Origin of the sequence: Paenibacillus sp. FJAT-27812 (genome assembly GCF_001273905.1) — a bacterium.
Classification (GTDB): Bacteria; Bacillota; Bacilli; order Paenibacillales; family Paenibacillaceae; genus Pristimantibacillus.
In genome coordinates, this window is record NZ_LIGH01000001.1 from 1,699,433 (window position 1) to 1,719,133 (window position 19,701).

The window sequence follows — 19,701 nt, forward strand, 5'->3', positions numbered from 1 at the left end:
AAAGAAGAGGAGGCCTACCGCCATGAATATTCTCATTCCCTCCTATGAGCCCGACGAGAGGCTCGTATCCCTTATCGAGCAGCTAAGGGAGATCGGCTCGTTCCCAATCGTCGTCGTTGATGACGGGAGCGGCATAGCGTACAGGGAGCTTTTCCGCTCCGTAAGAGAGCTGGGCTGCACAGTCATTACCCATAGCGCCAATAAAGGCAAAGGCCATGCGCTTAAGAGCGGCTTTCACTATTTCCAGCGAAAAGGGATAACAGACGGCATCGTCTGCGCAGACAGCGACGGCCAGCATCTGCCGCAGGACATTATGAAGATTGCGAACAGCATTGCGTCATACAATCGGCATATTATTCTCGGTAGCAGACGCTTCACCGGCAAAGTGCCCCTTCGCAGCCGCTTCGGGAACGCCGCTACCCGGCTCGTCTATTCGTTCGCCTCAGGCAAGCGCCTGTATGATACGCAGACTGGGCTGCGCGGCTATTCGGCCGATATGCTGGACTGGTTATGCCGCATACCCGGAGAGCGCTTCGAATATGAGATGAATGTGCTGCTTGAAGCGCCCGCCGCCGGCTTTTCCTTTCATGAGGTTCCGATAGACACGGTCTATCTCAACCAAAATGAATCGTCCCATTTTAGGCCGATTGCCGATTCCGCCAGAATATATGCTCCTTTTATCACCTTCAGCGCCAGCTCCTTATTGTCTGCGGTTATCGATTTTCTATTGCTGGCGCTAATCCATGCATTTAGCTCCAATCTGCTGCTCGCCGTGCTCGGAGCAAGGGGTGCAAGCTCTGTTTTCAACTACATGATGAATAAGCAGTATGTATTTGCTAAAGGCAAGCGCGCCGCGATCAAAACCTCGATGCCTAAATATTTTGCACTCGTCGCAGTCATCTTTTCGTTAAATTACGGCCTAATGTTTCTCTTTAATGAACGCCTCGGCATTCCTTTAATGATTGCCAAGCTGTTCACCGAAGCTTCGTTATTTCTATTCAGCTACTACGCGCAGCGCAGGTTTGTATATTAAAAAAAGCCAGGTGCAGCATGAAGTGCACCCCTTATAGTAGACATTGTAAAAACACCCTGGTGTTTAAACCGATGGATATTATAGGGGGTGCTTTTCGTTATGGCGAGAAAAGGACAGAAATTTGAGACGTATAGTTTTGAATTAAAGAAGAAGGCTATYGAGCTACGACATGGGGGAATGACCAAGCAGAGGGTAGCGGATGAGCTTGGGATCGCAGATATTGGGCGATTAAAGGTGTGGATGAGGAAGTATAAGGAACAAGGCGAATATGGGCTTATGGAACACCGAGGCAGACGAGAACAGTACAAGGATCAGGAACGTTATTTAAAGCGATTGGAGATGGAGAATGCTGTCCTAAAAAAGTGGTTGGAAATTACGAAGAAGGAGGTGTACCAGAGAAGTATAGACTCGTCTACGAAMTTCGTGAACGATTTAGCKTCAAAGAACTCTGTAAAGAAATCGGAGTCTCCCGAAGCGGATTCTACGCATACGTGAAGCGCTTGAAGACAGATAAGAATAAGCAGGATAAACAGGTCATTCATGATACCTTTGAATACTATAAAGGCGTGTATGGGTACCGCCAAATTCAATTGTTTATGTTCCAAGATCATGGCGTGTGGATGAACCATAAGAAGGTACTCCGGCTCATGCAAGAAATGGAGCTGCGCTCTAGAGTACGTCGTAAGTACCGTCACTGTACTCGAAGCTGGAACATCGGTGATCGCGTTACGAAGAACATACTGGAACGTAACTTTCAAGCGGAAGCGCCCAATCAAAAATGGGTAACTGACGTCACACAGTATCGAATTGGTGATGTTTGGTTGTATCTTTCTGCCATTAAAGATTTGTGTCAGAACGAAATTGTCGCTTACCAAACCAGTCAACACAATGACAAGCAACTTGTTCTACAGACGTTCTCTAAGGCGTTTGAAAAGGAAAAGGACGTGACTGGGCTGATCGTTCACAGCGATCAGGGGTCCCAGTACACGTCCTACGATTACCACGACATGCTGCCAAAGGTTGGCGCCAAAATCAGCATGTCCAGGCGAGGCAATTGTTACGACAATGCCTCAATGGAGAGCTTCTTCTCGCATTTGAAGACAGAAGCACTCTACCCTTATGATATTCGATCTGTAGAAGAAGCACAAAGCCGAATTGAAGAATATATACACTTTTACAACAACAAGCGTCCGCAAAGAAAACTAAACAAGCTGGCTCCGATTCAGTACCGGCTCCAGCTTGTTAGGTAGGGTCTTTTATTCAGTGTCCGCTATATGGGGTCTTGACCAGCATGCACCTGGCTTCACTATTTTGATAACCTAGACCAATTGTACATGAAGGTCCGTTTCCTTCGGAAGCTTGAAGGCTACGCCCTTCGCAATCAGCTTGTCCACGAGCGCCTTAAAAGGATCTAACGAGATCCAATCATGGATCTGTATGATCTCATTCCCATAATTCGCTGCGCCAAGCATCCCATCCGCTCCCAAATCGAAGGTATCCTGCGTGCACGACACATGAATGCCCTGCCCCAGGCTTGCTCCACTTGGCTCAACTGCTCGAATATTTTCAAAGGATGGCTGCCGGTAACCGAGCCCCTCCAACAGATGCTGTATCGCTGTGAAATGCGCTCCATCCGTCTCGTCTTGGACATAAGGGTAACGAAATACTTTTGACGGCCTTGCCGTCTCTGCATCAGCATAAAGCTTATCAATGATCCTATCGGATCGCTCCAGCTGCAATCTCACATCCGCTAGGCTCATAGCTGAGAAGTCCGCATTATCGTAGCTGCGATTGCCAATGACATGTCCTGTCTTAATCGCATGCATAGCCTCTTCCGCAAACCGCTCCAACGCTTCACCTAGGCAAAACCAAATCGCCCGAATTCCTTTTGCGTTTAAATAATCGACCTTATCCAAAAAATCATCCGCAGGACCATCATCAATCGTGAGGTACGCCGCTCTTTCAACCGCCAGCATAAGCAAGAAACCTCCAATTTGTATTACTGCCCAAAAACATCATCTATGTATTATACCTTATATGGAGCGGAAAGTTCGTTTTGCTTGCGATCCATATTAAAGAAAAAAAGCTGTTTCGCAAGGCAATCGCCTCGCAAAACAACTCTTCTTTGTTTCCTTCATTTCTTCTTATTCTTCACGGGTGCTTTCGAACCGCGTTCAATTCGCTCTCGTTCTGATGCCATTCTTTGATCATGCTGTGATAAAAGTTGCTTTCCTGCGCGCTTAATCCCTGCTTGTTGTCTTTAATGACTAGATTACCAATATTGCGCTTCAAAATAATGCTCCGACGTCCCAACATATCCATGTAAGTCAAGTAAAATCACCCTCCAGCTGATGTTTTCCAATCGGTCTATATAAGTATAGCGAATGCTAAACCTATTGAAAAACCGCATCAGGCTGCGATATATCTAATAATTCCGACTAAGGAGGAATGAACGGAAGCTGATGCCCGCCATTCGAAAACATCCTGCCATATCCTCCTTTTAACGTCCTTATCTCTTCGAAATCAGCTGGAAAAGCTTGAGAACGCTACGGGCCTATCCCTTCGTTTCTAATATGGTTCGTCTTCAATTCAGAGCGGTGGAGCTTAATCCTAGCCTTAACCGTAACAGGCGTTTTCGCGAATATTTCATTCCATCTTTCCGCAAGCGGTTCGTATTGCTTATAATGGTTGCGGTACATCTGCTCTCCGAACCCGAACACGTCAAGCCCATATTTCTCCTGAATGCTTTGGATCGCCTTACTCAATTGCTTCTCCAAGTAATCCGAACCCAGCTTCTCGAGCTTTTCGTAGCCGGAAATCTTGGTTATATCAATGGATTCGTCAATGCTCGACACCACACCGTCGCCCTCCAAGTTAATCTGTAATTTCACTTTTCCTTTATCCATATAGGCTTGAATATCAGATTGCACATGCCGAAGGCGAAGGGATACTTCATGATCATGATACGGTATCGATAGTGTCGTATCTTTAACCAGGTCGCTTGCCATCATGACCAATCTGCATTCATCGACAGTGATGAAGCCCTTCAGCTTGTCCTCTGAGAAAATACCCGCTCCGGTTATAACGATGGATGCCTTCGGCGTGACCATCTTGATGCTCTCCATTTTATCGGCATCCTTAATGGAGCCCTTAAGCGAGATTGCCCCAAGCATCAGTTCTCTTCCTTCTGCCAGTATAGCTTCAGAGGCATCAAACAATCGGCTTTGGGGAATGCCTCCCCTGGAGGAGCGGTAGCTTTTGAGCTGAGATACGATTTTTGAAGAGGCCTGCATGGATCTAGGATAAAGCACCTTAAATATTTGGGAGGCTTGAACGCCTTCCGAAATTAAAATAAGGACATCCTCTCGGATAAATCTCGTCCGCTGCAGCGGGTCCAATATAGTCTGCAGGCCTTTGCGGGCTAGCCGTTCGTCGATGACAATAACGCCGATATGGGAGATGAGCAGACTGCGATCCAAGCTTTCGTTGAACCGCACCAACAGATCGGGCAGCGAATTTCCCTCCAACGATTGCACGATCGATGGCGCCGTGTCCTTGCTCTCCTCCGGACGTTTGGCGATCATGGTCTCTACAGTAAGCCGCAGCTTACTGTTTTTTCCGGGCTCTAAGGCTACCCCTGTAATAAGCGATGTTTTATTAAGCTCCGAGCTGTCCCAGCAGCCTGACAAAGAAAGAGAGGCGGCTGCCAGACTTACGGCAAGAAATAATCTAACCGCTTTATTCATGGCGCTCCCCTCCTATCCCCTCATCCGGCAAAGGCGTTTGTAAGACCATGATCGCATCCTTCTGGTTGCTTGCACGGAACGGGACGAATGGAGATAGATACACAACCCCGAAGGATTGCAGCCTAACCATATGAATCAACAGGAATGCGCTACCCAATATGACGCCATAAAGTCCAAGCAGCCCTGCTAGAAAAATAAAGCCAAACCGCAAAAGGCGAACATTGGTGCCGAATGAATAGATCGGAACGGCAAAGCCGGAAATCGCAGTTAACGACACGACAATGACGTTGATGCTGGAGACGATTCCTGCTTGAACCGCCGCCTCTCCGAGCACTAAAGCTCCTACGATGGATATCGTCTGGCCGACGACACGGGGCATTCGCGTGCCCGCCTCGCGCAAAATTTCAAATGTGATTTCCATTAATAGTATTTCGATAACGGCGGGGAACGGGATACCCTCCCGCTGCGCAACAATGCTTGTCAGGAGCACCGTCGGGATCAATTCCGCATGAAAGGTCGTTATCGCTATATAGATGGCGGGAGCAAGCAGTGAGAAGAAGAAAGCCAAATACCGCAGCAGCCTTGTAAAGGTTCCAAAAGCAAACCATTGATAATGATCCTCCGGCGACTTGAAAAAATCGTTCATGACAGCCGGAACAACGAGCACAAACGGGCTGCCGTTCACGATAATGGCGGCCTTCGCCTCCATGATGGAACAGCACACCGCATCAGGCCGCTCGCTGCTGTATACGGTCGGAAACAAGGAGAAGCCCTTTGGTCTAAGCAGCTCCTCCAAATTGCCGGAATCCATCACGCTGGACATTTCATTCTGTTGCAGCCTTTTCCTGATCCTATCCAGAACTTTGGATTCGACGCCCCCTTCCAAATAAGTTAAGTAAACGGGGGTAAACGATTTAGCGCCTACTATATATTTTTCGAATCGCAGCTTCTCATTGATTAGTCGCCTGCGAATTAAGCTCATATTCGTATCCGCCGATTCCGTAAATCCGTCCTTCGGCCCTCTTACAACGGCTTGTGACGTGGGCTCGGCAACGGATCGGTTATCCATCTTCTTCACGTCTAACATAAGTATGGAAGACGCCCCGTCTAGCGCTAAGCCCGCATAACCGGCAGCCATCTTATGCGCGAGCTCCTTCAAATCACCTATAAGCTCGCAGGATAACCCACCGAAATACTGTACCATCAATCCTTGCAGCAACGACTCGGAACTGCTTTCATGTTCACCCTTATTCCGATGCGATAGCGGCTTTACGATATGATCCATAATAAAAGGGACGCTCGTCATCGTCTCCAAATAGCAGAGCAGCCCGATGTCCTCCCCGATTCCTACCGACACTACGGCAAGATCGTCCGTATTGCCGAAAACATCCGTCAAATAGGCGCGAATTTGCTCAATTGACCTAATAGGCTGATTATCCATCCCGTTCTGTGAAGGTTGGTTTGATCGGTTCACCCGCATTGCCTCTCTTTCGTCTAGAACGAATCCAAATGAGCGCCCCTGTTAGAACCGGAAGCACAAACTGAAACGGAAAATGCAGGAAGAAAGTGACAAAATGAAGCCCCTCTTCCGAATGCTCGGCAAAGTTTTGCGTAACGATGAGTGACATCGCCCCAATTAGCAGAGCAAGCGGATAAATGTAGGTTCGGCTTGCCCTCCGGAATACGACAGCAACCCCTTTGGCGCCCGCGTACAAAAAAATGGTGCATTTCAAAAAAACGCCGAATATGGTGATCAACGCAACGAGAGCATCCATTCGGTTAATAAAGTCCATTACATTAATGAGCCTTGCCGCATCCAGCAGCGGAAAGGTAGAAAATTTCTCGTACTCCATTCCCATCGACCAAATTTGCAGCAAATCGGAGAAAGCCAAAATCATCCCTGCACTTATAACTGCCCACAAACCCGCTTTGCGAAATGACTTTTTCCCGCCCATTCTCGAACATAACACAAGAAAGACGACCATCTCGCCATAAGGAAACCACAATGAGCTAGTAAAGCTTGTCTTGATAATTGGCGCTATGCCTTTAGTCAAGAAAGGAAACATTCTTTGCAAATCAAGCGAGCCGCTCATGAGCAATAGCGCAGCTATCGCAATAAAAAACAAAATAATTAATCCGATAATAACCTCAGACAAGCGCCCTAATGCCAGTAATCCGCCTGACGCTGCATAGGCGACAATAAGCACAAACAGTACGGCAACGAACTCCTGCGGAGTAGCACGCAGCAGCGTAGTCATGACAAGCTCCAGCATATCCCGAACATTTCGGGCCGCTATATAGAGAAAATAGATCGAATAGCCAAGTACGAATATTTTTCCCAGCACGCTTCCCCAAACTGCAATCAACAGGGTGTATAGCCCTTTGGGAGAAACCTTGGAAACCATCGTCGTGTAGAACAGAAACAACAGCATCGCTGGAACGATGGTTACCACTTGAACCAGCCATACATCCGGCACCAGCTTCGGGGTTCCAAACAGGATTGACGTGCCTAACAGTAAAACAAGCATGAGGCTGTAGATTTGAATGGTGGTCATTTTATTGGTCATCACTTATTCCTATCGCTTTGCCGTTCACCTCGTAAACGCTGCAGCCGCTTCCTGCCTTGCGATTGTTTATGGCTACGCCAATCCCGAAATAAGGCAATGATAAAAGCAGCTATTACCATCAAGTACGTTTGCCAGCTATTATAAGCTAAGGTTTGCTTATAGAACGCGGGTCCAAGGGATTCGCGATATACGCCCATATCTAGTACAACAAACAGCAGCGAGGCTAGAATGGAAACTGCTAATATGCCTATGGTCGTCATTTTAAACAGCCCCATTTCTCATGCATGTATTTACCATTGCTATTTTTCACGGAAACAATGGCAATTATGTACAAAACATCATCATGCCTATCGCTTTTTTGCAACAAAACAAAAAACCACAACCTCGGGGAGGCTGTGGTTAGTCGTACATATTAAGCTTTTCCAAGGATCTCATCTATTTCGCTTTTCAGTAATAGATATCTGTGGACGCTGCGATTAATCGCTACCTTCGTTAGGTTATGCTTAAGCACATACACCTTCATCTGGTCCTTTGTAAGGCCTAAGAGATCGCCGGCCTCGGTTACCGTCAATACAACCTGCTTGCTCGTCGCATTAAACGTCTTTTTTACTTTTTGATCCCAGTCTTCAAATACTACCTGCATATTTCCGACTCCTTTATCATAGTCAATGTTCTTTATTGACTGCACCTCTTAATTATAACACGAACCGTGCCATAATCTTAGCTGGATAAAAATTTTAACGGAAATATGATGATTAATTTGCTTTCGGGAAGCTGAAATAAAACTCCGTTCCTATTCCGAGCTCGCTCTTAATATCAATTTTCCCGTTCATCTTCTTAATAATGCTAAAGGAGACCATCGTGCCAAGGCCCGTTCCCTTTTCCTTAGTCGAATAATAAGGCGTGCCCAGCCTCTTCATCTGCTCAGGGGCCATTCCGCTCCCATTATCGCTTAATACAATCAGGGCATGATCATCACGGATATCCGTTTTGAGCACTAATAAACCGCCGCTTTGCATCGCTTCGATCGCATTTTTGCCAATATTAATTAAAGCTTGGCGGAATTTATTGCGGTCCCCGTGTATGTGGAATTCCTGCTCTTTCATTGTTTTCACGTCAATCTCTATATTGTGGTAGTTGGCATAGGTCATTAGCACATTGGCTAAGTAATGGATCTCATGATTGATATTGATAGCTTCGACAACCTCAAGGTCAGGCTTGGCAAGCGAGAGGTAATCGGAAATAATAAGCTCCGCACGGTCTAGCTCCTCGAAGCAAATCCTTTTATAGGTTTCCTTCTTTTCTTTGCCGAGGTCTGCTGTAGCGAAGAGATGAATGAAGCCTCTAATCGTTGTTAGCGGATTACGAATCTCATGCGCGACGGAAGCGGCCATGTCACCGACCACCTTCAGCTTCTCGCTTCTAACCATCTCCTCTTGCATGAGAAAAAATTGATCTTGGATATGGATGACATAAGCGCATAAACCCGCAATTACAGCTTGCAGCAAATACGTTTGCAAGGTGCCCATTGGATTCGCCAGCAGCAGCTCCATTTCTCCGATTAAAGCAAGGTATATCGTGAAGGTAATCAGCTTAATGAGCGAGCAAAACACGATAACAACCGCAACTTTCCGAGCAAGGCTTAACGCATGAAAACGCTTGTAAAATAAGGCAAGAACAACAAAGCTCGGCAGCAAGGAAATGACGTATTCCAAGCCATTTGGGCTGTTAAGAAAAAAACGGTACAGCATGAGAACCACATACAAACATATGGATACCTGCATGCCGCCGTAAAGCGCGCCGATTGCTAGCGGAATCGATCGGAAATCGTAGATTAAGCCATTAAGATGGATTGGAAACGACATCGTCATCATGATGGACAACGAGAAAAGGATACTTACAAAAAAGCGATAAAGAACTTTGTTGCCTTTGGCTTTATGAATATACGGGTATACAGCAAGAGGGGAGCAGATAATGAATATATTCAATACAAAATCTTTAAAGTAACCTAACATAAATGACCCCCGTAAGCTCATTTTCCCCTGAAATTTACTATTTTTAGCAATTCCCTTTTAATATATCATAAAACGTAGATCATTGGACTAAAATAAACGCAAACTACTCGTCCATGTCCTTCAGTAGCTTATACAAATAATCAACCGACCGCATCGCATATTCAAATTGTATAGGCTCGCCGTCCTTTAGCAGGACGAGACAGGGCACGCTCGTAATTTTCCAGGCATTGCGCAGCTTTGCCGCATAATTGATATTTATTTTATACAAGGTAACAGGGACCTCGGCTGCGTCGACGATTTCCAGCATGCGCTCAGCCACCTTGCACGTTCCGCAGAACGGCGATGAAAACAGAAGCGCATCCTTCCCGTTGCCGATCCGATTCAGCTTGAGCCAATCCGCCTCTTGTATTTCAAGAATAGCCATCGTTATCTTTCCTTCCTATAACCCTCTAAGCATGCTCATGGAATTGCCTAGCTTCGTATAGATAAATGATATAATAAGCTTTATTGAAAATAAACCATATTCGTTCGGGAGACCTATCCGTCATGAAACCAATAAATACGATGAATATTGCCGAATGGCACGGGCTGTTCAAGCTGCGTACCGCCACTTTGGCCGACCATACCCGGAACCCCTCCTTCGTAAAGGAAGCCATGGCGTCCATTAACCAAATAAAGCCGGCGCTTTCCTCCGGACGCGACGCGCTGTTCACGCTTCATGCCCATCTTTATGTTCTCGGGCTGCTGCTTAACCGAACGCCGAATGCTGCGCCGCAGCCGGGAGCATTTATCGGATTTCATACGCATGCCGCTATTTCCGATGTGGGAGAGGCGCTTGAGCATCTATTCGAAAATAAACCGGAAATCACAGACGAACCTGCCTACTGGCCTCTCATCGAGGAGACAGTAGACTATTTGCGAAGTCTTATGCTGACGGATTCGGGAACCAAGCCTTACTTCACCGAATGGTATTTGCGGCTTTGGAGATGCTGGATTTCCCCTTATCAGGGAGACGCTAGCCGTTTTGCGGACGAGCTTCGTCAGCTGCAATCGGCGCCAGCTGTGCTTGGCCCAGCGCTTTCCGAGTACCCATGGCTGCTTGCCCAAAGCTGGTTATGCTTTTATTTAAAACGCGATGAAGAGGCGCAGGCTTATCTGATAGAACTGAACAAAAGGTCCGCCGTTCGTCCCGAAGATCTGTTCCCTATGCTTGAAATGCTCCAGACGGGTGAAGATTGGCAGCGCCTGAAGGGCTGGCTTGTGGCTGCTGCGCCGTTAGTGGAGAGTGCGCGGCTGGATAATTTAAAAAGCTTTTATCAGTACTGGGACGGCGTTATTGCTCATATTCCCCAAGCCGAGCAGCTAATGTGGGAGCCTCTTATTCAGATGCTGCCTTATACGAACACCATCTACGAGGAAAAGCTGCTCCACTTCGCCAAGTGGCAGCAATGGATCGACTACCAGATCAGTAAAGGAAGCGAGCCTCTTGACTATCGCGTCGGCGTTCTTGCTCCAATCGAGAAAGAAACGCCTGAGCTGCTGCTTCCCTTCTTTCATCAGGCAGCGGAGAGATATGTCTTGCTCAAAAATAGGCACGGCTACAAGATGGCGGTGAAGCTGCTCAAACGGCTCTCCAAGCTGTACAAAAAAATGAAAAACGAAGAGCGCTGGGAGACTTACATCACTGCCTTCGCCGCGCGCAACAGCCGCCTTCGCGCCCTGCAGGAGGAGCTTCGGAAAGGAAAACTAATCCCATGAGCATATATACAAAATCCATTGCCGTTCACGTTAATTTAACGACGCATGGCGATGCCCTTTTTTACGGAGTGAGCAGTACGGACGAATTCGTGAGCGGCCTAAGCTTAAAGCAAAGCTTATTTGCCTGGCATGAGCCTTCCTTCTACGGAACGGAGCTGGAGGTGCAGCAGGTTCAGGGACTAGAGCTTGTTCTGCTTCCTGCGGAGCAGGTGCTTCCTTTCTTTGCAGAAAAGAGGCTGCTTGCGCACATTGAGTGGGTGTGGGGAGGATTAGCCGAGCAGCTCCTTCTGCTTGCGCCTCTGCTGGCTTCGGAGATCGAAGCCAAGCGCTATATGCCAAGCTTCTCCGCTTTCCGAAGCGGCAAGCTGCAATGGACCTGGGATAACGCAGCCTTAAACAAACAAATACAAGCGGCGCTGGATGCGGCGGATGCGGACAAAGAGGTTCTGGACGGCTTGCAAGCGGCGTTCTCTGCTGTCCTATTTGACGTTTATTACGGGACGGAAACGACTGCCGCCGATTTGCGAAGAGAATATCCGCTGCTATTCGCCAAAAATCATGCTGCTTCAGCGGGATTTGATGCACAGGCATGGCTAATTGCAATAGGCTGGAAAGCCGATCAAGCCTCCTTCCGCCCTATTCTGCAGCTAGTGGAGCCCGAAGAAATGGAAGCGACTTGGCAGCTTAAGCTCGTTCTGCAGGATAAGCTTGACCAAGCGGTGCTGTTACCGGTACGCCTCTCCGAAGCCGGCGAAGCGTTCGGCTCATGGCCTGCAGCTTGGTCGAACGCCATACGCGAGCGCTCTGCCGGCTGGTTGAATAGTTTGCGCGCCTGTCTGCCAAGAGAGCGGTTAGGCGGAAATGCCGATGATCTGTTAAACGCCCCTTTGGAAAATGATGCCGCATGGCGCTTCCTTACCGTTGACAGCCCGCGCCTGCTGGATGCAGGCTGGCAGGTGCTGCTCCCCGCCTGGTGGGAGACGGCAAGCCGCAAGAAGCCGCGGCTTCGCGCCAAGGTCAGCACCCGCGAAGAAGGCTCCGGCGAGTCCTTGTTTGGGCTTGATACGCTGATTGACTTTGATTGGCGAATCGCTATTGGCGAATCCGATCTTACCGAAACCGAGTTCAACGAGCTGGTTGCCCGCAACGAGCGGCTGGTGCGCTTCCGCGGGCAGTGGATAGCGCTTGATCCCGCCTTGCTTGCGCAAATTCGCAAAGCAATGGCAGGCATTGACCGCTCTGAAGGGTTGTCCTTCCAAGACGTGCTCCAGCTTCATTTGCTAAGCAGCAGCGAGGGGCAGGAGGATGAGCAGCCTGAACAAGAAATGGAGCAGGCGCAGCGTATCCAGCTGGAAGTCGAGCTGAACGAGCATCTCATGAAGCTCGTCAGCCAGCTCAATCAAAAAGCGGATTGGCCGGTGCTTGACGTCCCTTCCGGGCTGAAGGCGGAGCTGCGCGCTTATCAGCGCGAGGGTTATGCTTGGCTGTCATTCTTGCGGCGCTTTGGGCTGGGCGCCTGTCTCGCTGACGATATGGGGCTTGGCAAAACCGTGCAGCTTATCGCTTATTTATTAAATCTCAAGGAAAGCGCAGCGAATGCGGACGATCGGCTTCCTGCACTAATCATTTGCCCGACCTCGGTTCTCGGCAACTGGCAGAAGGAGATCAGCCGTTTTGCGCCATCGCTTAACGTTATGCTTCATTACGGCAGCAGGCGTCTCGAAGGCGGCGCTTTTCATGCCGGCCTTCCGCATACCGATGTCATTCTAACTTCGTTTGCCACGGCAACGCTCGATCAGGAGCTTCTGAAGAGCTTTACTTGGGAAGCGATTTGCCTCGACGAGGCACAAAATATTAAAAACGCCCAGACTAAGCAGTCCACGGCGGTCCGCAGCTTGTCCGCCAAGCATCGTATCGCGCTGACCGGCACGCCAATCGAGAATCGCCTATCGGAGCTATGGTCGATCTACGACTTCATGAACCCGGGTTTTCTAGGCAGCGCCCATGGCTTTCAGCAGCGATTTAGCAATCCCATCGAGAAAGAACGCAATATGGAGCGCACCGCGGATTTGCAAAAGCTCGTCAAGCCGTTCATGCTTCGCCGCAAGAAGAAGGACCCTGCTATCCAGCTGGATTTGCCGGACAAGAACGAAATGAAAACCTATATCCACCTGACGGCCGAACAGGGCGCCCTCTATAACCAAACGGTCAATCAGCTTATGGACCGCATGCAAAAGCTCGAAGGCATCGAACGAAAAGGCGCTATTTTATCCGCCATTATGCAGCTCAAGCAAATATGCGATCATCCGATGCTCCTCGCCAAGGAATCGATTCAAGAGATTGCCGCTTCCGCTGGCAAGGACATCGATACAGAGCCGCTAATCAGCCGTTCCGCAAAGCTTGAGCGGCTGCTCGCCATGGTGAGGGAGCTTCGGGACGAGGGGGAGCGCTGCCTTATTTTCACCCAGTATATCGGGATGGGAGAGCTGCTTAAAGCCGTGCTGCAGCAAGAGCTTCAGGAGCCGATTCTGTACTTGAACGGCAGCACATCCAAGCCGGCGCGGGATAAAATGATCGAGAGGTTCCAATCGTATGAGCTGCCGCCCGCCGAGCAGCCGAATGTGTTCATTCTGTCGATCAAGGCCGGCGGTGTCGGGCTTAACCTTACTGCGGCTAACCACGTGTTCCATTTCGATCGCTGGTGGAATCCCGCCGTCGAGAACCAAGCAACCGATCGCGCTTACCGCATGGGGCAAACCCGCGATGTCCAAGTGCATAAATTTATATCGCTTGGCACGCTGGAGGAACGGATCGATGAGATGCTGGAAAACAAGCAGCAGCTTAGCGAAAATGTCATCTCCAGCTCGGAAGGCTGGATAACGGAGCTTTCGACGGAAGCGCTGAAGGAGCTGTTTACGCTGCGTCAGGATTGGAGCGACTCCTAAATTTACCCAATATTTGTTCGGTTATGACTTGCCGTTTCACGGACGGTTGTGCTACACTGTTTCTAATTTAAAGGAACGGAGGGTTACGTGTGATAGACTATATCCGAGTTAGGTCTTTGCGCAGCTGCTAATTGAATAGCGCCAAAGCTCTGCCTGTGTGCAGAGGACTCAGGATAGGTCTGCCATTTTAAAGGTAACCCATAATTATTGAATACGGCCGCTTGCTAAGGGAGCACTCCCTTTTGGCGTATTCGCCTTTGGAACGGAATTTCCATATGCAAACAAGAACCTCGGCTCGTGCAGCAGGCGGATTTTCGCCTACCCATCGCGCCGGCTCCGTTGTTCTTTGCCTATGGATGACCCCATTTTCCTTGATTTCCTCTTACCCATAACTGTGAACACAGGCAGAGCTGCCTGTGTTTTTTTTGTTTGACCAAATAACCGTAAGAGGATGATGAATAATGGAACAACCGTTGCAAAAGGCGATTATCGTCGGCGTCCAGCTTCAAAATCAAACTGATTTTGCTTACTCCATGGAGGAGCTGCGCAATCTGGCTGCCGCCTGTTATATAGAAGTTGCTGATGAGCTTAGCCAAAAGGCAGCCCGCATCAATCCATCCCATTATATCGGGACCGGCAAAATACAGGAGCTGCTCGCGCTGCTTGAAGCGCATGACGCGCATGTCGTCATTTTTAACGATGAGCTGTCTCCATCCCAAATTCGCAATTTAGAGGCTGCTTTGGAGCGGACGGTTATCGACCGGACCATTCTGATTTTAGATATTTTTGCGGAGCGTGCCAAAACGAGGGAAGCGCAGCTTCAAGTCGAGGTGGCTCGGCTCCAGTATATGCTCCCCCGCCTGGTCGGCCTTCGGGCATCATTAGGACGGCAAGGCGGCGGGGCCGGCCTCAAAAATAGAGGCGCCGGCGAAACGAAGCTGGAGCTTGACCGCAGGCGCATTGAGGAGCGAATAACAGCACTGCAAGCTGAGCTGGATAAGCTCGTTGCTAGGCGCCAGATCCAGCGGAAGCAGCGCCAAAAGAACGAGGTGCCCGTCGTCTGCCTCGTCGGCTATACGAATACGGGCAAATCCAGCTTAATGAATGCTTTGCTCGAAAACGGCAATCCCGGCGGCTCGCATAAGCTGGTCTTTGCCCAGGATATGCTGTTTGCTACGCTTGAGACATCGGTGCGAAGCATTGAGCTGCATGACAATAAATCATTTTTGCTTACGGATACGGTCGGCTTCGTCAGCCAGCTCCCCCATCACCTTGTTAAAGCCTTCCGCTCGACGCTTGAGGAAGTAGCTGAAGCGGATCTGCTGGTGCACGTCGTCGACTACTCCCATGAAGACTACGAGCAGCTCGTTTCCGTCACGAACGATACGCTTAAGGAGCTGGGCGCCCAGCATATTCCGACCATCTACGCCTACAATAAATGCGATTTGACGGAGCATGCTTATCCAGCCGTACAGGACAATAAGGTCTACCTCTCCGCGAAGAAAAAGAGCGGTTTGGATGAGCTTATCGCGCTTGTCCGCGATCATATTTTTGACGACTATATGGAATGTGAGCTGTTGATTCCTTTCAGCCAAGGCCGATTGGTCGCCTACTTCAACGAGCATGCCCATGTTCAATCGACGGACTATGAGCCGGAAGGCACACGAATGAAACTGGAATGCCGTGTAGCCGATTTCGAGCGATATCGCAATGAAGTAACCGTGCTTTAACCGCAGGAAAACCAAGCCTAGCTTGAATTGTACCCCTTAGAATAGCAATCGGAATAAACCTCTGGTTTGCCCGATGAAATTCTAAGGGGTTTATTTTTTCATGCCCGTAATGGACGTGTTCCCGCAAAAATCTTCTACTAGCCCCTAAGGTATTCCCTAAAGGATATTAAGGGGCTTGTACATTTTCATAGGGAGACAAGCTCCGCACGATAAATTATGCTAGGTAAGGATTGAAGATGTCGGCCGACAAATCTTAATTGGTGTAGGAGGGGAATCAGTCAAATGAACCCCTGCTCCTCATTTTTTAATTTAATCATAATTTTAGGAGGAATTTTAAAATGAAAAAGCTGTTTATTTCCGCTCTTATCGCCGTAAGCGCCCTGTCTGGGTTCGCTACTAACGCATTTGCTTTCGAGAAAGCGCACGATAGCGTAACCGAAGGAAAAACCTTCTCTTCCTCTTGGCAGCTAGCCGATCAATCCGTTGGGGTATGGGAAATGAAGTATGGCTTCAATACGGCTTGGATCAATGAGGATTATACGCATACCTATCATAATTCACTTTCCTCCACGGCTGTTGTTAGAAATGACAATGGAACCTATGACGATCAAGCCGGGTCCCAAAAGTGGGCAAAAATTGAGGTTACTCACAATGGCACGAAAATATTTTATAAAATCAAATTTTAATTAAAGCCTATATGCCTTTAGTTACCGTTCAGACGCCCGGCATCGGGAACTGAACGGTAACATCAATAACCTCGGAGGTCAGCGTTTTGAAAACGGTTAAGTATATAATAAGCTTCTGCATTCTATTTGTAGGCGTACTGATTATCGGTGAAAGCCATACCTTTCGCCTGAATAACTTCTATACGGAATTCGATAATACGACCTTATATTTACAACGGAATACAACGGAGCAAGAAATGATAAAGGATATTCTTGAGTCCGCCGCTCGGAATGAAGTCGAAGTATTTACTTACATCAAATCTCCCCGAAGCACGTATCTTACTGAAATCGAAATTTACGGCACAACGCGTGTCGAAAAATATATGAACAAGCATTTAAATATTTTTGCAAAGGAATATCCGAGTATATTTTTGGAGGATTTCCGCTTTGCTTTCCATCATTTAAATGATATTCAGGGCATTAAGAGCATGAATGATTACTATGTCATCGGCAGCAACGAAAAAGTGAAGCAGTTCAAGCTTGATCTCATTGATAAATACGCCGGAAATCACCCTAAGGAAGGTTACGCCAGCAATGAATCCAGGAATACCATCATCGCCATTTGGGCTCTAATCCTATCGATTATTTTACTGTTATCCTATTATGACGTGATTTATCAAAAGAAAGAAAATCTGATCAGGGTTTCATTGGGAGAACCGATAAGCAGGATCGTTTGGAAAAACATTTTAGCGGACACGCTCTGCTTCGCCTTATTATTTGCCTTGATTTTATACGGCTTATCCCGTTATACGTATGTTTTTTTCGGGTTCCAGCTTTCGCTCCTCTTCTTCTCTATTTTATTAATTGCAAACGCGCTGTTATATATCAATCTATATCATTACAATCTGAAAGAAGTTTTTTCAAATGTCAAAGGCGGGTCCAAAAAGCTGCTATCGCTTAATTACGGCTTAAAGCTGGTGACTGTTGTCATTACGATTTTTGTCATTTCGAGCAATGTGGTGCTAATGGTTGAATCGTATCAGCTGTATCGACAAAAATCCTTTTTCGCAGATCACAAAGACTACTCCTTTACAAGATTAGAATACCGGGTTATCGATTATGGCAAAGGATCTTATGATTTGAGGACAGAAGACGCAGAAAGGGCTCAAGCTGCCTTCTACAAGCAATTTTTCAAGGAGTCCGATGCCATATTGTTATCCGGAACCAATCGTTTGTTGGACGGAAAGGGATTAATCGCAAATCGCAACGCGCTTGCATACTTATCCAGCAAAATTAAGGAGCTAAAGGGTCTCCGGCTTAACAAAGATATTTATTTCCTTTTGCCTAAAGAACGGTCAGGCAGCGCTGTGGACTTGGATGAGCTGAAGGATACGGTACGGTCTTATGAAGGAGAGGATTTCACCTACGATTATGAAGTTATTTATTATGAGGATAACGTGGACATCGTCCGAATTGATGAGGATATGGTATACGGCAGCGATCTGCTGAAAAATCCAATTATTATTTATTACAACTTGCCACCAGACGCTCTTGAAAAGTTTGATAAAGACACTCATTACTTAGCCCGTTCTACTGAAATTATGTATAAAATGTCGGATGGTCCTTTTAATCAATTCGTGCAGGACTATCAGTTAACAGGTCAAATCGTCACAAAAACGAATGTTCTGGATAGCTACAATAAGAGCTGGAATATCGCCAAACGAATCTTATATATGAACTTTATATTTAGCCTTTTAGTATTGTTTTTAGAATTTATAATCATTACCTCCATCATTCGTTTGGAGTACGAGGTAAACGCCATTGAGCTTTCGATTAAAAAAATTTTGGGTCACAGTATACTCGAGAAAAACAGAAAAATCATTCTGATGACAAGCATTACGACGATCGTGAGTATTGGATCAACGGTAGTTGCCGCGATACTTCTTGGATTGGATAAAGTCTACTATTTAACTGCTGCGGGTATCGTTATTCTTGTGCTGGAATTGTTCGTAATCACCTTCTATATACGGCGCATCGAAAACGTTAAAGTCCAAAAAATATTGAAAGGAGGGAGCGTATGATTGAGATCAAAAATGTAACCAAATCGTTTGAAGAGAAGCTATTATTTTCAGATTTTAGCTTAACCATTGAAAATGGGGATTTTGTTATCTTTTCCGGTCCCAGCGGCTGCGGTAAAACGACATTGCTTAATATGATCGGAGCTATCGAAAAAATAGAGCGCGGCTCCATCCTTGTTGACGGTATCGACATTAGCGTTAAAAAAAACCATCTGGGTTATTTTAGAACCAAAATTGGCTTCTTATTTCAAAACTTCGCATTAGTTGACAATAAAACGGTTAAAGAAAATTTGAAAATGATCCGCAAGGACTGCAAAACAGACCTTACCATCGAAGAGGTGTTACGGATTGTAGGGCTAGAGGATAAAATAAACAAAAAAATTTATACCTTATCTGGCGGGGAGCAGCAGCGGATCGCGTTGGCTCGGTTAATGCTTAAGAAATGTGACATTATTTTAGCAGATGAGCCGACAGGATCACTTGATAAAAACAATGCAGAGGTTGTAATCAACATCCTCAAGCAACTGAATAAAGAAGGTAAAACCATCATTCTTGTTACACATGACGATGAGATTAAAAAACAAGGAAGCAGGGTCGTAAACTTATGCGTAAGTTAATGAAAAATAAATTTCTTATGGTTGTGCTTGCTGCACTTATCCTATTTGGCGTTTGGAACTTGGCTTGGCTGTTCATAACAAAGAACCGCTATCATGATTTTACGGAAGCTATACCTAAAACAGAAGGCGGCTCGTATATTACAACAAAGGATGGGTACATCTACAATGTGAAACTGCCCGATTACTTGCACTTCACAGGGAATTTAGGGATCGCTAATCATGATAAAGGGGAAGCCCTTATTATATGGCCCTTAATAAATGGCGGCTATGAGTATGGAATCCGGCTGCAAAAAGACGGAGTAGCCCATGAAATCTATGTGGATGAAAATATGAACCCCATCGATAAGAACGATACGGATTCCGTGCAGCTCATTGAGAAATATAAAGCTGAAGCAAATGGGCTGCTGGCTAGAGCAAATGAAATGTGGGATTTGAACTAACGCAAAAAGCAGCCAAATGAAAAAACACCCCTTAGAATGAGCATCGGAATAAACGCTTGGTTTATCCGATGAGATTCTAGGGGTATTTTTTTTACGCTATATCATAG

General features: G+C 47.1%; 17 protein-coding genes. 9 read left to right on the forward strand and 8 right to left on the reverse strand.

Annotated elements, in window-relative coordinates; translation table 11 throughout:
* Positions 1-22 precede the first annotated feature (22 nt).
* Both ADU23_RS07190 and ADU23_RS07200 read left to right on the forward strand, forming a co-directional pair.
* Positions 23-1,033 carry a bifunctional glycosyltransferase family 2/GtrA family protein gene (locus ADU23_RS07190; protein WP_053373123.1) on the forward strand — a complete coding sequence of 337 codons (1,011 nt, stop codon included), beginning with the start codon at positions 23-25 and terminating at the stop codon, positions 1,031-1,033.
* A gap of 362 nt (positions 1,034-1,395) precedes the next feature.
* A complete protein-coding gene (locus tag ADU23_RS07200; RefSeq protein WP_063845962.1) occupies positions 1,396-2,283 on the forward strand; it encodes an IS3 family transposase in 888 nt (295 codons plus the stop codon).
* 69 nt (positions 2,284-2,352) lie between these two features.
* Here the strand turns inward: ADU23_RS07200 and ADU23_RS07205 are convergent, their stop codons facing one another.
* From ADU23_RS07205 to ADU23_RS07245, 8 genes are all read right to left on the reverse strand, one after another.
* Entirely contained in the window at positions 2,353-3,009 is a 657-nt protein-coding gene (locus ADU23_RS07205; protein WP_053373125.1) for a polysaccharide deacetylase family protein, read from the reverse strand.
* Positions 3,010-3,184: 175 nt separating this feature from the next.
* Complete coding sequence (locus ADU23_RS07210) at positions 3,185-3,364, reverse strand: hypothetical protein (protein ID WP_053373126.1); 180 nt, start codon at positions 3,362-3,364, stop codon at positions 3,185-3,187.
* 215 nt (positions 3,365-3,579) lie between these two features.
* Positions 3,580-4,779 (reverse strand): Ger(x)C family spore germination protein, encoded by a 1,200-nt coding sequence (locus ADU23_RS07215; RefSeq protein ID WP_053373127.1) that lies wholly within the window; start codon positions 4,777-4,779, stop codon positions 3,580-3,582.
* Positions 4,772-6,253: a spore germination protein gene (locus ADU23_RS07220; protein ID WP_231637332.1), complete on the reverse strand. Its 1,482-nt coding sequence runs from the start codon at positions 6,251-6,253 to the stop codon at positions 4,772-4,774. Before ADU23_RS07220 ends, ADU23_RS07215 begins: the two co-directional genes overlap by 8 nt.
* Positions 6,213-7,346, reverse strand: coding sequence for a GerAB/ArcD/ProY family transporter (locus ADU23_RS07225; protein WP_053373128.1), 1,134 nt, complete (start codon positions 7,344-7,346; stop codon positions 6,213-6,215). Before ADU23_RS07225 ends, ADU23_RS07220 begins: the two co-directional genes overlap by 41 nt.
* A 412-nt stretch (positions 7,347-7,758) precedes the next feature.
* A complete protein-coding gene (locus tag ADU23_RS07235; RefSeq protein WP_053373130.1) occupies positions 7,759-7,989 on the reverse strand; it encodes a hypothetical protein in 231 nt (76 codons plus the stop codon).
* A 112-nt stretch (positions 7,990-8,101) separates the two neighbouring features.
* Entirely contained in the window at positions 8,102-9,361 is a 1,260-nt protein-coding gene (locus ADU23_RS07240; protein ID WP_053373131.1) for an ATP-binding protein, read from the reverse strand.
* A gap of 103 nt (positions 9,362-9,464) precedes the next feature.
* Positions 9,465-9,785, reverse strand: coding sequence for a thioredoxin family protein (locus tag ADU23_RS07245; protein WP_053373132.1), 321 nt, complete (start codon positions 9,783-9,785; stop codon positions 9,465-9,467).
* Between the two features lie 122 nt (positions 9,786-9,907).
* On the opposite strand from ADU23_RS07245, the gene ADU23_RS07250 reads away from it, so the two are divergent.
* The 7 genes from ADU23_RS07250 (at position 9,908) to ADU23_RS07280 (ending at position 19,594) form a co-directional block, all read left to right on the forward strand.
* Positions 9,908-11,119, forward strand: a complete 1,212-nt coding sequence (locus ADU23_RS07250) for a hypothetical protein (protein ID WP_053373133.1) — start codon at positions 9,908-9,910, stop codon at positions 11,117-11,119.
* Positions 11,116-14,064: a DEAD/DEAH box helicase gene (locus ADU23_RS07255; protein WP_053373134.1), complete on the forward strand. Its 2,949-nt coding sequence runs from the start codon at positions 11,116-11,118 to the stop codon at positions 14,062-14,064. Before ADU23_RS07250 ends, ADU23_RS07255 begins: the two co-directional genes overlap by 4 nt.
* A 461-nt stretch (positions 14,065-14,525) precedes the next feature.
* Complete coding sequence (gene hflX / locus ADU23_RS07260) at positions 14,526-15,794, forward strand: GTPase HflX (protein WP_053373135.1); 1,269 nt, start codon at positions 14,526-14,528, stop codon at positions 15,792-15,794.
* A gap of 338 nt (positions 15,795-16,132) precedes the next feature.
* Complete coding sequence (locus ADU23_RS07265; RefSeq protein WP_053373136.1) at positions 16,133-16,480, forward strand: mediterrocin family bacteriocin; 348 nt, start codon at positions 16,133-16,135, stop codon at positions 16,478-16,480.
* Positions 16,481-16,566: 86 nt separating this feature from the next.
* Entirely contained in the window at positions 16,567-18,540 is a 1,974-nt protein-coding gene (locus ADU23_RS07270) for a DUF1430 domain-containing protein (protein WP_053373137.1), read from the forward strand.
* Positions 18,537-19,154, forward strand: a complete 618-nt coding sequence (locus ADU23_RS07275) for an ATP-binding cassette domain-containing protein (protein ID WP_053373138.1) — start codon at positions 18,537-18,539, stop codon at positions 19,152-19,154. Before ADU23_RS07270 ends, ADU23_RS07275 begins: the two co-directional genes overlap by 4 nt.
* Positions 19,142-19,594 (forward strand): hypothetical protein, encoded by a 453-nt coding sequence (locus tag ADU23_RS07280; protein WP_053373139.1) that lies wholly within the window; start codon positions 19,142-19,144, stop codon positions 19,592-19,594. Before ADU23_RS07275 ends, ADU23_RS07280 begins: the two co-directional genes overlap by 13 nt.
* Positions 19,595-19,701 lie beyond the last annotated feature (107 nt).

Excerpts from the sequence above, each read along its gene's own strand:
- ADU23_RS07190 (WP_053373123.1), top strand. The coding sequence starts at position 23 with ATGAATATTCTCATTCCCTCCTATGAGCCCGACGAGAGGCTCGTATCC.
- ADU23_RS07205 (WP_053373125.1), bottom strand. The coding sequence starts at position 3,009 with ATGCTGGCGGTTGAAAGAGCGGCGTACCTCACGATTGATGATGGTCCT.
- ADU23_RS07215 (WP_053373127.1), bottom strand. The coding sequence starts at position 4,779 with ATGAATAAAGCGGTTAGATTATTTCTTGCCGTAAGTCTGGCAGCCGCC.
- ADU23_RS07225 (WP_053373128.1), bottom strand. The coding sequence starts at position 7,346 with ATGACCAATAAAATGACCACCATTCAAATCTACAGCCTCATGCTTGTT.
- ADU23_RS07235 (WP_053373130.1), bottom strand. The coding sequence starts at position 7,989 with ATGCAGGTAGTATTTGAAGACTGGGATCAAAAAGTAAAAAAGACGTTT.
- ADU23_RS07240 (WP_053373131.1), bottom strand. The coding sequence starts at position 9,361 with ATGTTAGGTTACTTTAAAGATTTTGTATTGAATATATTCATTATCTGC.
- ADU23_RS07245 (WP_053373132.1), bottom strand. The coding sequence starts at position 9,785 with ATGGCTATTCTTGAAATACAAGAGGCGGATTGGCTCAAGCTGAATCGG.
- ADU23_RS07250 (WP_053373133.1), top strand. The coding sequence starts at position 9,908 with ATGAAACCAATAAATACGATGAATATTGCCGAATGGCACGGGCTGTTC.
- ADU23_RS07255 (WP_053373134.1), top strand. The coding sequence starts at position 11,116 with ATGAGCATATATACAAAATCCATTGCCGTTCACGTTAATTTAACGACG.
- hflX (WP_053373135.1), top strand. The coding sequence starts at position 14,526 with ATGGAACAACCGTTGCAAAAGGCGATTATCGTCGGCGTCCAGCTTCAA.
- ADU23_RS07265 (WP_053373136.1), top strand. The coding sequence starts at position 16,133 with ATGAAAAAGCTGTTTATTTCCGCTCTTATCGCCGTAAGCGCCCTGTCT.
- ADU23_RS07275 (WP_053373138.1), top strand. The coding sequence starts at position 18,537 with ATGATTGAGATCAAAAATGTAACCAAATCGTTTGAAGAGAAGCTATTA.
- ADU23_RS07280 (WP_053373139.1), top strand. The coding sequence starts at position 19,142 with ATGCGTAAGTTAATGAAAAATAAATTTCTTATGGTTGTGCTTGCTGCA.